At 52.7% G+C, this 14,525-nt stretch carries 13 protein-coding genes, 1 pseudogene and 1 riboswitch; of the genes and pseudogenes, 7 read left to right on the forward strand and 7 right to left on the reverse strand.

The window, feature by feature from the left end; all coding sequences use genetic code 11:
- Positions 1 to 64 precede the first annotated feature (64 nt).
- The 6 genes from N685_RS0100450 to N685_RS0100475 all read left to right on the forward strand — a co-directional run bounded on the left by N685_RS0100450 (position 65) and on the right by N685_RS0100475 (position 7,260).
- Positions 65 to 877, forward strand: coding sequence for a carbon-nitrogen family hydrolase (locus tag N685_RS0100450; protein WP_031404879.1), 813 nt, complete (start codon positions 65 to 67; stop codon positions 875 to 877).
- A gap of 94 nt (positions 878 to 971) precedes the next feature.
- Positions 972 to 1,140, forward strand: a riboswitch (SAM riboswitch).
- Positions 1,141 to 1,279: 139 nt separating this feature from the next.
- On the forward strand, positions 1,280 to 2,470 hold the full coding sequence (mtnK, locus tag N685_RS0100455; protein ID WP_031404881.1) for an S-methyl-5-thioribose kinase: 1,191 nt from the start codon (positions 1,280 to 1,282) through the stop codon (positions 2,468 to 2,470).
- Between the two features lie 70 nt (positions 2,471 to 2,540).
- On the forward strand, positions 2,541 to 3,608 hold the full coding sequence (gene mtnA / locus N685_RS0100460) for an S-methyl-5-thioribose-1-phosphate isomerase (RefSeq protein ID WP_031404883.1): 1,068 nt from the start codon (positions 2,541 to 2,543) through the stop codon (positions 3,606 to 3,608).
- Entirely contained in the window at positions 3,595 to 4,758 is a 1,164-nt protein-coding gene (locus N685_RS0100465; RefSeq protein WP_031404885.1) for a sugar ABC transporter substrate-binding protein, read from the forward strand. Before mtnA ends, N685_RS0100465 begins: the two co-directional genes overlap by 14 nt.
- Positions 4,755 to 6,305 (forward strand): sugar ABC transporter ATP-binding protein, encoded by a 1,551-nt coding sequence (locus N685_RS0100470; RefSeq protein ID WP_031404887.1) that lies wholly within the window; start codon positions 4,755 to 4,757, stop codon positions 6,303 to 6,305. The genes N685_RS0100465 and N685_RS0100470 overlap by 4 nt, the downstream gene beginning before the upstream one ends.
- Positions 6,247 to 7,260, forward strand: coding sequence for an ABC transporter permease (locus tag N685_RS0100475; RefSeq protein WP_031404889.1), 1,014 nt, complete (start codon positions 6,247 to 6,249; stop codon positions 7,258 to 7,260). The genes N685_RS0100470 and N685_RS0100475 overlap by 59 nt, the downstream gene beginning before the upstream one ends.
- Positions 7,261 to 7,682: 422 nt before the next feature.
- Here the strand turns inward: N685_RS0100475 and N685_RS0100480 are convergent, their stop codons facing one another.
- The gene (locus tag N685_RS0100480; RefSeq protein WP_033842286.1) at positions 7,683 to 8,174 is read right to left on the reverse strand and encodes a methylated-DNA--[protein]-cysteine S-methyltransferase; all 492 of its coding nucleotides are present in this window, start codon (positions 8,172 to 8,174) and stop codon (positions 7,683 to 7,685) included.
- Positions 8,164 to 10,380, reverse strand: coding sequence for a PAS domain-containing sensor histidine kinase (locus N685_RS0100485; protein WP_031404894.1), 2,217 nt, complete (start codon positions 10,378 to 10,380; stop codon positions 8,164 to 8,166). The genes N685_RS0100480 and N685_RS0100485 overlap by 11 nt, the downstream gene beginning before the upstream one ends.
- Before the next feature lie 437 nt (positions 10,381 to 10,817).
- Between N685_RS0100485 and N685_RS0100495 the strand changes: the two genes are divergently transcribed.
- Positions 10,818 to 12,590 carry a B12-binding domain-containing radical SAM protein gene (locus N685_RS0100495; protein WP_031404897.1) on the forward strand — a complete coding sequence of 591 codons (1,773 nt, stop codon included), beginning with the start codon at positions 10,818 to 10,820 and terminating at the stop codon, positions 12,588 to 12,590.
- Between the two features lie 79 nt (positions 12,591 to 12,669).
- Here the strand turns inward: N685_RS0100495 and N685_RS19700 are convergent, their stop codons facing one another.
- The 5 genes and pseudogenes from N685_RS19700 to N685_RS0100525 all read right to left on the reverse strand — a co-directional run bounded on the left by N685_RS19700 (position 12,670) and on the right by N685_RS0100525 (position 14,515).
- Entirely contained in the window at positions 12,670 to 12,822 is a 153-nt protein-coding gene (locus N685_RS19700; RefSeq protein ID WP_167332988.1) for a hypothetical protein, read from the reverse strand.
- On the reverse strand, positions 12,815 to 12,982 hold the full coding sequence (locus N685_RS19395) for a hypothetical protein (protein ID WP_011230441.1): 168 nt from the start codon (positions 12,980 to 12,982) through the stop codon (positions 12,815 to 12,817). The genes N685_RS19700 and N685_RS19395 overlap by 8 nt, the downstream gene beginning before the upstream one ends.
- Entirely contained in the window at positions 12,979 to 13,134 is a 156-nt protein-coding gene (locus tag N685_RS19705) for a hypothetical protein (RefSeq protein WP_167332989.1), read from the reverse strand. The genes N685_RS19395 and N685_RS19705 overlap by 4 nt, the downstream gene beginning before the upstream one ends.
- A gap of 128 nt (positions 13,135 to 13,262) precedes the next feature.
- Positions 13,263 to 13,429 (reverse strand): annotated as a pseudogene (locus N685_RS19915) (glutathione-dependent formaldehyde dehydrogenase); the annotation flags it as partial.
- Positions 13,430 to 13,687: 258 nt separating this feature from the next.
- A complete protein-coding gene (locus tag N685_RS0100525) occupies positions 13,688 to 14,515 on the reverse strand; it encodes a carbohydrate ABC transporter permease (protein WP_031404902.1) in 828 nt (275 codons plus the stop codon).
- Positions 14,516 to 14,525: the final 10 nt, after the last annotated feature.

Raw genomic sequence — 14,525 nt, forward strand, 5'->3', positions numbered from 1 at the left:
AGTGCAAAATCATATATCGTAAAAAGCAAAATGTAAAGCAAATTTTTTATTGGGGTGAAACACAATGACCATCCGCATCGCTTGCCTCCAACTCGATATCGCGTTTGGCGATCCACAAACAAACGAACAGCGAGCCGAAACAGCCGTGCAATCCGCCGCCAAGGACGGCGCTGACATCATCGTCCTGCCGGAGCTATGGACGACCGGTTACGATTTAACGCGCTTAGATGAGATTGCCGATGACAACGCCGAACGGACGAAAGTATTCGTCTCCCGCCTGGCGCAAACGTACGGTGTTCATTTCGTCGCCGGCTCGGTCGCTAAAAAAACAGCAACCGGCGTGACGAACACGATGATCGTGGCTGACCGGAGCGGTCAAATCGTCAGTGAATACAGCAAGCTTCATCTGTTTCGGCTGATGGATGAACATTTGTATTTGCAGCCGGGAAGCAGCTTAGGTTTGTTTTCGCTCGACGGGGTTTCGTGCGCCGGGGTCATCTGCTATGACATCCGCTTTCCGGAGTGGATTCGCGCCCACACCTTAGCCGGGGCGGAAGTGCTGTTTGTCGTCGCCGAATGGCCGCTTCCCCGCCTGCACCATTGGCGGACGCTCCTGATGGCGCGGGCGATTGAAAACCAATGCTACGTCATCGCCTGCAACCGGGCGGGGCGCGACCCGAACAACGTGTTCGCCGGACATTCGCTCATCATTGATCCATGGGGCGAAGTGATCGCCGAGGCGGATGAGAAGCCTGGCATGGTCGCGGCGGACATTGACCCTGCGCTCGTTGCGGACGTCCGTACGCGCATCCCAGTATTTGCCGACCGCCGGCCGCATGACTACGAAGCGGCAAAAAAATTTTTCAAAACGTATTGACAATCGATGGATCGACCATGTATCATTCGAATCAAGCAACCAAACGATTGGGAACATCGCGAAAATTCCCAAAATTGAATACGAGAAACCGGTACTCTTATCAAGAGTTGGCTGAGGGAATTGGCCCAATGAAGCCCAGCAACCGACCGTAATGCTATCGTGAGATAGGGCGCACGCCAAGGGCGGCGCCGGAAGCGTTATGCTTCCGCAGGGCACGGTGCTAAGTCCAACAGAAAGACCGATGTCTTTCTGAAAGATAAGAGGCGCGAAGAATCCATGAATCTTCAAGCCTCTTTCATATGCGAAAGAGGCTTTTTCATTTGCCGAAAACGCCGAACTTCTGGTGCAGCGTCAACATCGGCATTTGAAAATGAGCGAAATGAAAAAAGGGGGAACATGAATATGACGACTGTGCAAACATCGGTTTACGAACCGCTGACCGAACCAAAGGCGGTGGCGCTCGCTGTCCGCCTCGGCCTATTCCGCGACGGAGCGCCGCTTGCCTGCCGCGAGATCGGCGACGGAAACTTGAACCTTGTTTTTCATATCGTCGATCAAGAAACGAAACAAGGCGTCATCATCAAACAAGCGCTGCCGTACGCAAAAGTTGTCGGTGAAAGCTGGCCGCTTACGTTAAAGCGCGCCGTCATTGAAAGCAACGCGCTGCGCACGTTTGCGAGCTATGTGCCGCAATACGTTCCGAAAGTCTATTATTCTGACGAATCGCTCGCCATCACGGTGATGGAAGATTTGTCCCGCCTGCAAATCGCACGCAAAGGGCTGATCGAAGGGAAAACGTACCCGCTGTTGTCCCGGCATATCGGCGAATTCGTCGCCAAAACGGCGTTTTATACGTCTGATTTCGGCATGAACCAACAAGAGAAGAAAAAATTGGCGCAAAGCTTCGTCAATCCAGAACTGTGCAAAATCACGGAAGATCTCGTCTTTACCGATCCGTTTTTTGACCATGACACGAACAACTTTGAAGACGAATTGCGCCCAGACGTTGAAGCGCTTTGGCGCGATGACCGCCTTCATCTTGAAACGGCCAAGCTGAAGCGCAAGTTTTTAACCGAAGCCGATGTGCTCTTGCATGGCGATTTGCATACCGGCAGCATTTTCGCCAGCGATGACGAAACGAAAGTGATCGATCCGGAATTCGCCTTTTACGGTCCGATCGGATTTGACCTTGGCCAATTTTTCGCCAACTTGCTGTTAAATGCGTTGTCCCGACCTGAATTCGAGCGTCAACCACTCTTTGATCACATCGACCAAACATGGGACGTCTTTGTGTCCGTGTTCTCAGAGCTTTGGCGCACCGAGAGCAGAGAAACATACGCCGCGACGCCGGGCTTGCTCGAGGACGTGCTCCGACACGCGTTCGTTGACGCCGTCGGTTTTGCCGGCTGCGAAGTCATCCGTCGGACGATCGGCCTCGCCCACGTCGCCGACCTTGACGGCATTGAGCAAAAAGACGAACGGCTCGCCGCGAAACGGCACGCGCTCCGCCTTGGCCGCCGCTTGATCGTAGAGCGGGCTGAATTGACGGGAACAGACGGCTTCCGTCGGCTGTTTGACGAAACGGAACGATGACACTTCCTGCCCGGGCTGGCTGTCCAATGCCAGCCCGGGCCAATCGACCAACCGAGAAAGGAAGACGACGATGAACTCATTTGCCATCCCGCGCTCCGTCGAATGGCGCGAGACGCATATCACCATTTTAAACCAACAAAAACTCCCATCCGTCACCGAATATATCGATTTGCACACCGTGGAAGATGTCTACGACGCGATCGCCACGCTGAAGGTGCGCGGCGCTCCGGCGATCGGCATCACCGCCGCTTACGGTCTGGCGCTTGCCGCTTTACGCTACGACACCGAATCGATCGATGAATTTCGTCGCCGCTTAAAACGGGATCGCGATTACCTGGCCGGTGCCCGACCGACCGCCGTCAACTTGTTTTGGGCGCTCGATCGGCTCATCGCCGCTGTCCAGGACGCTGTTTCCGTCAACGAGGCGAAAACGGCGCTCGTTCACGAAGCGATCCGCATTCAAGTGGAAGACGAGGATGTGTGCCGCCGCATCGGCGAATACGCCTTGTCCCTTTTCCGTCCGGGCGCCCGGGTGATGACGATCTGCAACGCCGGTTCGATCGCCACCGCCCGCTACGGAACGGCGCTCGCTCCATTTTATTTGGCGAAAGAAAAAGGAATCGAGCTATCCGTCTACGCCCTTGAGACACGTCCCGTTTTGCAAGGAGCGCGCCTGACCGCCTGGGAGCTCATGCAAGCAGGTGTCGATGTGACGCTCATCACGGACAACATGGCGGCGCAAACGATCAAGGCGAAACACATTAACGCCATCATCGTCGGCGCCGACCGGATCGCGCGAAACGGCGACACGGCGAACAAAATCGGCACGTTCGGCCTCGCCCTGCTCGCCAAATCGTTCGGCATTCCGTTTTACGTCGCCGCGCCGCTGTCTACGATCGACATCAAGACGAAAACGGGCGCAGACATCCCGATTGAAGAACGCCATCCGGACGAAGTGACCCATCTGGCTGGGGTGCGCATCGCCCCGGAAGGCGTCAACGTGTACAACCCGGCGTTTGACGTGACGCCAAACGAACTCATTACCGCCATCATCACCGAAAAAGGCATCATCCGCGGCCGTTATGAAACGGCGCTTCCATCTTTATTCGCAAAGGAGGAGCAGCATGAAACGATTTAAGGCCTTATCGTCCCTTTTTCTTCTTTTCTTTACGGTGTTCTCCATCTTAGCCGGCTGCACGAACGAGCAAGACGCCATGAGCGCCAAGCCGGCCAATGAAACGAAACAAACGAACAACAACGGCGACGCCGCATCGTCCAACAGTTCAACCGCCGCAAGCAGCGAGCAGGCGGCCATTCCGGAAAAACTGAAAAAGCCGGTGAAAATCGCCGCCATTATGCAACTGTCCATCGGCACATTCTCCTCGCAATACATCGCCGGCGTGAAGGAACAAGTGCAAAAATTCGGCGGCGAGGTGCAAATTTACAACGCCGACAACGATTTAACCAAAATGGCCTCGTACGTGGAGACGGCCATTACACAAAATGTGGACGCCATTTTGCTTGATCACGGCCGCGCCGATGCGCTCGAAGGTCCGGTAAAAAAAGCCGTCGCCAAAGGCATTCCGGTCGTGGCGTTTGACAACGATTTGAACATTCCCGGCGTCACCGTCATCGACCAAGACGACTATAGCCTCGCTTGGAAAACGTTAAAAACGCTCGCCGAAGATTTAAACGGCGAGGGCAACATCGTCACGATTTGGGTCGGCGGCTTTACCCCAATGGAACGGCGCCACGTCATTTATGAGGCGTTCAAAAAACGCTACCCGAACATTAAGGAAATCGCCAAATTCGGTACAGCCAGCGCCAACACGGCTTTGGACACGCAAACGCAAATGGAAGCCATTTTGAAAAAATACCCGAACAAAGGCGACATTGACGCCGTCTTCGCGACATGGGACGAGTTCGCCAAAGGAGCGACGCGCGCGATCGAGCAAGCTGGACGCACCGAAATCAAAGTGTACGGCATCGATTTGAGCGATGAAGACTTGCAGATGATCCAAAAACCAAACAGCCCATGGGTCGCGACGACGGCGACGGATCCGGCGGAAGTCGGCCGCGTCCAAGTGCGGTTCGCGTATCAAAAAATCGCCGGCGAAAAAACGCCGAACATTTACTCGCTTGAGCCGCATTTAGTGAAACGGTCCGACCTTCCGGACAAACAAGTGTCGATGAATGAGCTATCGCAATACATCCCGGGCTGGGGGCAATCCAATGTCGCCATCTCGCCTTGGATGAAAACGTTGGAAGCTCAGGTGAACAAAAAATGAACGGGTTGTCAATGCGGGGCATGGAAAAATCATTTGGCGCCGTGCGCGTGCTTGACGGCGTGGACTTCGACGTTCGTCCGGGCGAAGTCCACGCCCTTTTAGGCATGAACGGCGCCGGCAAAAGCACGCTGATGAACATGTTGGCCGGCGCCATTTCGCCTGATGCCGGCACGATCACAATCGACGGCGCCCCATGCGCGTTTTCCTCGCCGTTTGACGCGAAACGAGCCGGCATCGGCTTTGTCGTTCAAGAAGTCGACACAGCGCTGTTTCCCGGTTTGCCAGTGTACGAAAACATCGCCGCCGATGAACTCGCTCACGCAACGCAGCGGCCGATCCGCTCGCTGCGCCAAGAAAAAGAGCGGGCCGCCGCTCTCCTTCGCCGCGTCGGCCTTTCCATCCCACCGACAAAGCTCGTGCGCGACTGTTCGCTCCACGAAAAGCAGTTGATCGTGCTCGCGAAGGTGCTGTCATCCAACGCGCGCTACATCATTTTGGACGAACCGACCGCCGCGCTGAGCGAGGCGGAAACGAAGCGGCTGTTTGCCATCATTCATGAACTGAAACAGCAAGGCGTCGGCTTTATTTATATTTCCCATAAGCTGAAAGAAGTGCAAGAAATCGCCGACCGGCTGACGATTTTGCGCGACGGCCGCGTCGTCTATCACGGCGCCGCCGACAGCCTGTCGCTTGAAGACATCGTCCTTCATATGACCGGGACGAAGCGAAGAGCCTCCGCCAAACAAGCACGTACGTATGGAAGCGACATCGCCTTTGCCGCTCGCGGAATCACGATTGACAAAACCGGCACGACCATCGACCTATACGCCCATCGCGGCGAAATCGTCGGCATCGCCGGCTTGGTCGGCGCCGGCAAGACGGAGCTCGCTGAAAGCCTCATCGCCCATCGAAACACATCCGGCGAGTGGGAAATAGATGGCAGACGTTATATGTTCTCATCGCCTTATGAAGCCATCGCCGCCGGCGTTTGCCTCATTCCCGAAGAGCGGCGCAAGCAAGGGCTGTTTTTGCCCGAATCGGTGCGGGCGAACATCACCGTGCGCCTTCTTTCCCGCCTGGCGCGCTGGCAATGGATCAAGCGGGCACAAGAAGCGGAAGCCGCCAATGCTCTCGTGCGCTCGCTCGCCATCCATCCGCCGTCAAGCGCCACGGCCGTCCGCCACTTAAGCGGCGGCAACCAGCAAAAAGTTGTCATCGGCAAATGGCTCAACACAAATGCACGCGTCTTTTTGTTCGACGAGCCAACGAAAGGGATCGATGTCCACGCGAAGCAGGACGTGTTTGCCATCATCCGCTCCCTTGCCGATGAAGGAAAAACGGTGCTGTACTTTTCCAGTGAATGTCAAGAGCTTCTTGACATTTGCGACACCATCTACGTGATGGTCGACGGTCGGCTGCTCGCCCGCCTGCCGGCCGCTGAACTCACGTACGAGCAGCTTGTTTATTATTGCAGCGGAGGTGAGATCCATGAATCAGCCAGCTGTTTCCGCGACGCCGTCAAAAAAAACGGCGCCGTCTATTCTTGAGTTTTTGTATAAACATGGGACATTGCTCGCCATTCTGGCCGTGATCGCCTATTTTGGCATCACGCAAGACCGTTTTTTCACGTATGAAAACTTCAGCGACATTTTGCGGTCCATTTCGATCGTGACGTTGGTGGCGATCGGCATCACGTTTTCGCTCATCGTCGACGGCTTTGATTTGTCGGTCGGTTCGACAGTGAGCCTCGCAACGATCGCCAGCGCTGCGGCGCTTGTCCTGTACCGCCAAGAAATTTTCGTCACCTTGCTCGTGCCGCTGTTGCTCGGCATTGCTGTCGGGCTTTTGAACTCGCTGTTGATCGTCAAATTCAAACTGCCGGATTTGCTTGCAACATTGGCGACGATGTACGCCATCAACGGCGTACAGCTCACCTATACGAAAGGGTTTTCGATCTACAATGACATGCCGTTGCCTGATGGCGGCACAGCGCCGGGCAAATTCATTCCTTCCTTTCTATTTATCGGCCAAGGAGAGCTGTTCGGCGTGCCGTTTTCGGTTTTGCTCATGCTGTTTGTCGTCATTGCCGCCCACTTGTTTTTAACCTATACAAAACCTGGACGCCTCTTTTATTTAACGGGCGAAAATCGGGAAGCGGCGCGACTCTCCGGCATCCCGGTCAACCGTTACCGGACGTACGCGTACGTCATCAGCGGCTTTTTCGCCGCCCTTGGCGGCATCGTCCTTGCCTCGCGCATCGGCACCGGACAAGTGTCCGCCGGCGCCTCGCTTTTAATGGACAGCGTCGCCGCCGCTTACATTGGTTTTTCTGTCTTCGGCGCCGGCAAGCCGAACGTCGTCGGCACCTTGTTCGGCTCGATTTTAATGGGCGTGTTGCTGAACGGCTTGACGATGATGAACGTTCCGTATTACGCCCAAGATATTATAAAAGGCGCCATTTTAGTCGGCGCCCTCGCGTTGTCGCATTGGCAAAAAAAATAACGCCCGATCGCTGCCCCCGTGGATGTCTCCCCCGGGGGCAGACGCGTTTTTCTAGGAGGCCGGGGATCGAATGAAAATGCGGCTCAAAACCAGCTCTTCTCAAGTTGAGAAGCCTTGTACAATCAGCTCTTCGTTTCCGACGAACTTCCATCCATTCGGCAAACATAACGGCTTTTCACCAGCCTTCTAGAAGGCTGGTGAAAAACAACAGATTCGCTCGATTGGTGAGAAATCACCAGGAATAAAATGATGACGTTGCAAGGTTTTTCAATTTGAGAAACACTGTTGGAGAGCAGTATTTCCCCTTAAATCACCGGCCTTCTGGGCACACCGCCAGCCTCTTTTTCCGCCCACTTCATTGCAGCATCCGCTTACAAGTCTTTCCAAATCCTTTGCCTATTCTGCGAATGCAAGGACCTCCTCTATTTATAGCGCCGCTCAAGCTCCAACAGCTTCGCCTTCACATCGGTGCGGCTTCCCGCATAGCCAACGAGAGCGCCGTTTTTGCCAATCACACGGTGGCATGGAACGAAGAGCGGCAGTTCATTCGCCCGGTTTGCCTGGCCGACGGCGCGCACCGCTTTTGGGCGGCCGATTTGTGCGGCGATGTCAGCGTATGTCGCCGTCTCGCCGTACGGAATGCGGCAAAGCGCCGCCCACACCTCTTCTTGAAAGGCTGTTCCCTTCCACTTCAGCGGCAAGTCAAATGCCTGGCGTCGACCGTGAAAATACTCATCCAACTGCATAAGCGCGCGTTCAAGAAGCAGCGACCGGCTTTGAACAGCCGGATGTTCGCCGATGAACGCGCGCCATTCTTCCGGAAACAGCTCAACTTTCACAATCGCCTCGCCGTCAGAGGCGATGTAAATCTCCCCGAATTGTTTAAAATGGTACATCGCAAACTCAATCGTCATCGTCGTCTTCCCTCTCCGTTCGCTCGATTGGCAGCGTAATATGGAACGTCGTGCCGACGCCGACTTCACTTTCCACTTCAATTTTCCCTTGATGCTCTTCAATAATTTTATAGCTGACCATCAAACCGAGGCCAGTGCCGCGTTCTTTCGTCGTATAAAACGGCTCGCCAAGCTTTTTGATTTTATCTTTTGGAATGCCGCATCCTTGGTCAGTGATGGAGATGCGCACATAGCCCTCGGCGCGGGTGATGCGCACCGTAATGTCCCCGCCTTTTGGCATCACTTCGATGGCGTTTTTCAAAATGTTGATGAACACTTGCTTCAGCTGGTTCGGCTCGCAATACACCGGCGGCAGCCCGTTTTCAAAATCCGCGATGATTTGCACATTGTGCATCATCGCTTGGGCGCTGATCAAATCGATCGTATCTTGCATAATTTTGCAAATGTCGTTTTGCTTGTATTGAACCGCCTGGGGCTTCGCCAAAACCAGAAACTCGGTGATGATCGACTCAATTCGTTTCAATTCCGACATAATGACATTAAAATACATCGAATAGTCGCCCTCAATGCTTCCTTGCAACAGCTGAATAAAGCCCTTTAGCGCCGTCATCGGATTGCGGATTTCATGGGCGATGCCGGCGGCCAGTTCCCCGACGACGTTGAGCGTATCCGACTTGCGCAGCTGCAATTCCATCTCCTTGCGCTCGGTCACATCGCGCAGCATCATCATCCCGACGCCGGGAATCACTTCCTTTTTCAGCGAAAACTCAATAATCCTTCCTTTTCCCTTGTCGAAAAATTCGACCTCACCGCTCGCTTCGCCGGTGCGTTGGCATTGTTGAAGCAACTTATTGAGCTGGCGGCGCGCCCGCTCCGGAACGAGCTCGACCACCATCCGGCCAAGCAGCGCCTCCTTTTCAGCGGAAAAAATGCCGCAGACAACCGGATTGGCATCGATGATCCGATGCTGCGCATCCCAAAGCAAAATGCCATCCATTGCATGATCGAAAATGCTCCGGAACTTTTGCTCGCTTTCGCGCAACTCGCGCTCAATTTTCCGCCGCTCGCTCACATTGCGGAAAATCGTCAGGTGGTACCCGTCGATCGCTCCTTTTTTCATTGTAAACTCAAGCTGCTTATCCTCACCGTTTGGCATATGAAACGTCAGCTCGTCACGGATTTCCCCTTTGCGGCGGAACTCACTGAAAATGCGTTTCACCTTTTCGTCCCCATAGTCGACAAAATCAAACAAATTGCGGCGCACAAGCAAATTCAAGGGCAGCTCAAACGTCCGGCTCGCCGCCGGATTGGCGTTCAATATGCAGCCAAAATCGTCCCAAATGAGGATCGCTTCATGCGCTTGCTCGAAAATAGCCCGGAACCGTTCTTCACTTTTTTGCAACTTGATTTCCATGTTTTTTCGTTCCGTCACATCGCGCATAATGGCCATGTAAAACCCGCTGTAGACGTTGGAAGTCGCCGTCAGCTCAAACATTTTCACCGTTCCGTCCGGGCGGACAAGCGACAACTCTCCTTTGGCCGTTCCCTTTTCTTTCACTTCGGCGAGCAACCGAGCGAATTCATTGGCGCATTCACGGGCGACGAATTGCTGAAACGACAAATTGAGCAGTTTTCCTTTCTCCAAGTTCAAGCTCATCGAAAACGCCGGATTGACATCGATAAACCGCCCAAATTCATCGAAAATGACGATGCCGTCAACAGCGCGGTTGAATACGTCACGGAACAAAAATTCATGAATGATGCGTTCACGCTCAAGCGCCTTATGAGCTGAGATGTCGCGCATCATGACAAGGTCAAATTCGTCGAATACATCCTTTTTCATCGAAAATTCCACATGCTTTACTTTGCCGTCTGGCAACTTGATGAGCAGCTCATCGCTGAACGAACCGAATTTTTGCAACATCGAGCGCTGAAACAGCAAAATATCGGGCGGCACGAGTTCAAGGAACGAAGAAAACGAACGGCCGATCAGCGAAAACTTATCCATTTCAAACAGCTTGCACGCCGCTTCGTTCACATCGACAAATTCACCATTTTTATTTAAAATAACGATCGCATCGAGCGACCGCTCGAAAATGACCGAATAGCTGTTCAACCGCTCTTTTAGCCGCCGATTTTCCTCTTCAAGCAACCGCACATCCGGCGATGCATTTTGTTCTTCCCGAGGAGAAAGGCTTTGGGCCATATCCATCTCTCCTTGTCCATTCAAACCATTCCGAAATATATATTCGCTGTGGAAAAATTTACTCCTCCTTTGATTCACGAAGATTTTCGAAAAATCTTTTCCGCAATGTTCGACAAGTTTTTTTGCTTCTTTGTTTGGCTAAACTGCATTATAATAATAAGGTTAGTATGAATCATAGATGCAGCGAAAAAGGGCAACAAATCTTTGACGAAAAAAGCCACTTGTCTATTTTTTCAATGGACAGGGTCAAATCTGTGACTTGCCTCTGTCGCGCCAAGGCGTCGACAGAGGCCCTCCCCCACTCACAGCCCTATGCGTCATTCAGAAAGCGTTGTTGTTCACCCGCTCGACAGTCAATCAAAGGCCGATTGGCTCTGTAAAAGCTGCAAATGAAAAAGTCCCAAATTGCCTCTATCAGCAAAGGGGGGTTTGCTGCGATGAACATCGTCTGCACAACATTAAATGCGAAATACATTCATATGAATTTGGCTATCCGCTATTTAAAAGCATACGCGCAGCCAGAGTTTGACGTCAAGCTTGTTGAGTATACAATCAAAGACCCGGTGCTGAACATTGTGACGGATTTGTACCAACGCCGTCCGGATGTCGTCGGTTTCAGCTGCTACATTTGGAATATTGAAGAGACGATCAAAGTCGTCAAGCTGTTGAAGAAAGCAGCGCCGGACGTCATCATCGTCGCTGGCGGCCCGGAAGTGTCGTACGATGTGCGCGAATGGATGGAACAAGTGCCGGAGTTTGATTTTATTGTCATCGGCGAAGGGGAAGAAACGTTTAAACAGCTTCTTTTTGCCCTAGATGGCCGTGGAGAAGTGAACGAGGTGGCCGGACTGGCGTTTCGCGACGGAAAGCGCATCGTCGTCAATCCGCAGCGAAACAAAATCCGCTTGGCTGACATGCCGTCGCCGTTTCGCTTTCCGGAAGACATCCCACATCTTCCAAACCGAATCGTCTATGTCGAAACGAGCCGCGGCTGCCCGTTCAGCTGCCAGTTTTGCCTATCCTCGATTGAAGTAGGTGTCCGCTATTTTGATCGTGAAAAAATTAAGGATGATTTGCGCTATTTAATGAAGCACGGAGCGCGGACGATCAAGTTCGTCGACCGGACGTTCAACATCAGCCGCAGCTATGCGATGGATATGTTTCGCTTTTTAATTGACGAACACGCGCCGGGAACGGTATTTCAGTTTGAAATTACCGCCGACATTATGCGCCCGGAAGTGATCGAGTTTTTAAACAAGGAAGCGCCGCCTGGGCTGTTCCGCTTTGAAATCGGCGTTCAGTCGACCAATGACGAAGTGAACCGTCTCATTATGCGCAAGCAAAACTTCGCCAAGCTGGCGCGAACGGTGACAATGATTAAAGAAGGCGGGAAAATCGCCCAACATTTGGATTTGATCGCTGGCTTGCCTGAAGAAGACTACAACTCGTTTCGAAAGACGTTTAACGACGTGTTCGCCCTTCGCCCGGAAGAACTGCAGCTTGGCTTTTTGAAACTGCTGCGCGGCACCGGGCTGCGCCTGCGCGCCGAAGAGTACGGATATGTGTATATGGACCATGCACCATACGAAGTGCTCGCCAACAATGTCTTGTCATTTGATGATGTCATCCGCATCAAGCAGGTGGAAGATGTTCTGGAAAAGTACTGGAACGCCCATCGGATGGACGAAACACTTGAATACTTGGTGACCGACGTCTTCCCATCGCCGTTTGACTTTTTCCAGCAGTTTGGCACGTATTGGGATGAACGCGGCTGGGCGCGCATCGGCCATCAGTTAGAAGACTTGTTCCGCCGTCTGCATGAGTTTTTGCGCACCTCTGTGCCAGACGCTTTGCCTGTCGCCGAATCGCTCATGAAATATGACTACTTGCGCAACCAAAAATACAAACCGCGCAAGCCGTGGTGGGAGGAAAAAACGGACAAATCAACGCGCGCGTCCGTCTACCGTGCGCTGCTTGAACATCCCGAGACGCTCGGCGCGGACTTTGCCGCCCTCGGGCTCGGGGAAAAGGAATTATTTAAGCATACGATCGTTGAAATTGTGCCGGTCGATGTCGGGCGTTATCTCGCTGCAAGGCAACTCTCGTTCGCGCCAACGGCCATCGTCGCCTACTTTGACCCATCTGGCGCCGGAGCGACCGTCTTTTCCGCACCGCTTGCTTCACTGTTCGCATCATCTGCATCGGCTTAAACGCCCAAACGAAAAAGAGCGCTGCTTCCAGCGCTCTTTTTTGTCCGTTTGGCGACCTGCTCCCCGCAAAACGGCGTCCTCACCGCGGCAGCTTTTTTTGTTTTGTCTCCTTCTCTTTCGCTTGCTTTTGTTCCTCGATCAGCCAAAATGGCTGATGAACGGCGAAATCCCCCCATTCAAACGCCATTTCCTCATGGACCAGTGAGAATCGTTCGTTCTTCTGATCAGCCATCGCCGCCTCCTTGGCGTCCTTTTTTTGAATTGCGGTTTGCGCCGCGGATCATGTCTTCTTCACCAGCGTATTGGGCCGCAAATTCCGTATCCGGCAAGCTTTCCGTCGGCGTTTTGTTGTTGTTTTTGGCCGCGTCGAATTTCACTTTTCGCTTCATCATCGTTTCGTCTCCCCTTCATCCACCGTTTTTCGCTCATAAGCGACAAGCACAATTTCTTCTCCCGTCTCTTCGCGCAGCCGCTGTTCAAGCTGCTGGAGCTGGCGAAGCGTCCCGTCCTGCAAACGGGCCACTGGAAACGCAATGTTGGTCACACATATCCTCCTTCCCGCATTTTTTCTTATCGTGTCTCGACCGAACGTTCTTTATGCATCGCTGCGTTTCTAGTACGATTTTAATGGAGCCATCTTTTTATCGAAAATTTCATACGCATACATATTCGTTTTTCATCTTCGAGCTCACAATCGTCCAGAACAACAAATGGAGTGAAGTTGGCAAACGGCACACGCAAATATTCAGCTTGTCCACCTGGATACCCGCCAAACGTCTCGGAATAACCAAAGTATGCCCCGTTTCGCCATTCGGGTTCGACTCGTCGCATTGGCCTTTTGGATCGGGCCTTTGTTCGGCAGCGACCTCTTTGATGCCTTGGGTATGTGATCGCTTTCATCCTCTTTCTCCTTCATCTATTTCCGGGTTCGGACGGATCATCCAGATCGCGATAGTACCGCCAAGCAGTGCCAGCCCGCTCAGCATTTACGGATATGCCGTATCAAAAAAAGCTGCCGCCAAAGGAGGACAACCTTCCGTTTGGCGAACAGCCCCTTCTTCTTGCCATGATCGGTAAACCATTGTGCAAAACACCTATTATTTCCCGCCTGTGAACGAAATTCCTTTGATGAAGTAGCGGTTGAAAAAGGCGTAAATGACCAACACCGGCAGCGTAAACACCATCGATGCCGCCATAATGTAGTTCCAATAGCTGATGTACTGCCCTTTGAAGCTGTTGAGGCCAAGCGGCAGCGTAAACAGCTGCGGATCAGACAAAATAATGAGCGGGCGCATAAAGTCGTTCCACGAACCCATAAAAACGAAAATAGCCTGAGCCGCCAGCGCCGGACGGGCAAGCGGCAATACGATTCGGAAAAAGATCCCGAGCCGCCCGAGTCCATCAAGTTCTGCCGCCTCTTCCAACTCTTTTGGAAAGTTAATGAAAAATTGCCGCATCATGAAAATAAACGTAGCGTTCACCATCGTCGGCACGATCATTCCTTGATACGAGTTCAACCAACCGAGCTGTTTCAAAATCAAATAGTTTGGAATCATCGTCACTTGGGCTGGAATCATCAAGACAGCCAAAATGATCAGAAACAGCGGTTTTCTGCCGGGAAATTGCAGCCGAGCCAACGCATAGCCAGCCATAGAGTTGAACAATAAATTCAGCACCGTCACAGTTCCCGCAACCACAACGCTGTTTAGCAGCCAGCGTGGAAACAGCTCTTGTTCGACAAAAATCTGCTTATAATTATCAAGCGTAAACTTTTTCGGAATAAAGGACATGGTTCCGCTCACAATTTCTTCAAGCGTCTTAAACGACGAAGACAGCGCCCATAAAAACGGAATCATCGTAATCACGGCATATGTGATCAAGACCGTATACAGCAACAGCTTTCCAATGCCCATTTTCTTTTTCATCCATGCTCAT

It is taken from the genome of Geobacillus vulcani PSS1, from assembly GCF_000733845.1.
GTDB lineage: Bacteria > Bacillota > Bacilli > Bacillales > Anoxybacillaceae > Geobacillus > Geobacillus vulcani.

What these genes read in the sequence shown, in the direction of transcription:
- N685_RS0100450 (WP_031404879.1), top strand. Translation starts at nt 65, where the DNA reads ATGACCATCCGCATCGCTTGCCTCCAACTCGATATCGCGTTTGGCGAT.
- mtnK (WP_031404881.1), top strand. Translation starts at nt 1,280, where the DNA reads ATGACGACTGTGCAAACATCGGTTTACGAACCGCTGACCGAACCAAAG.
- mtnA (WP_031404883.1), top strand. Translation starts at nt 2,541, where the DNA reads ATGAACTCATTTGCCATCCCGCGCTCCGTCGAATGGCGCGAGACGCAT.
- N685_RS0100465 (WP_031404885.1), top strand. Translation starts at nt 3,595, where the DNA reads ATGAAACGATTTAAGGCCTTATCGTCCCTTTTTCTTCTTTTCTTTACG.
- N685_RS0100470 (WP_031404887.1), top strand. Translation starts at nt 4,755, where the DNA reads ATGAACGGGTTGTCAATGCGGGGCATGGAAAAATCATTTGGCGCCGTG.
- N685_RS0100475 (WP_031404889.1), top strand. Translation starts at nt 6,247, where the DNA reads ATGAATCAGCCAGCTGTTTCCGCGACGCCGTCAAAAAAAACGGCGCCG.
- N685_RS0100480 (WP_033842286.1), bottom strand. Translation starts at nt 8,174, where the DNA reads ATGACGATTGAGTTTGCGATGTACCATTTTAAACAATTCGGGGAGATT.
- N685_RS0100485 (WP_031404894.1), bottom strand. Translation starts at nt 10,380, where the DNA reads ATGGCCCAAAGCCTTTCTCCTCGGGAAGAACAAAATGCATCGCCGGAT.
- N685_RS0100495 (WP_031404897.1), top strand. Translation starts at nt 10,818, where the DNA reads ATGAACATCGTCTGCACAACATTAAATGCGAAATACATTCATATGAAT.
- N685_RS19700 (WP_167332988.1), bottom strand. Translation starts at nt 12,822, where the DNA reads ATGGCTGATCAGAAGAACGAACGATTCTCACTGGTCCATGAGGAAATG.
- N685_RS19395 (WP_011230441.1), bottom strand. Translation starts at nt 12,982, where the DNA reads ATGATGAAGCGAAAAGTGAAATTCGACGCGGCCAAAAACAACAACAAA.
- N685_RS0100525 (WP_031404902.1), bottom strand. Translation starts at nt 14,515, where the DNA reads ATGAAAAAGAAAATGGGCATTGGAAAGCTGTTGCTGTATACGGTCTTG.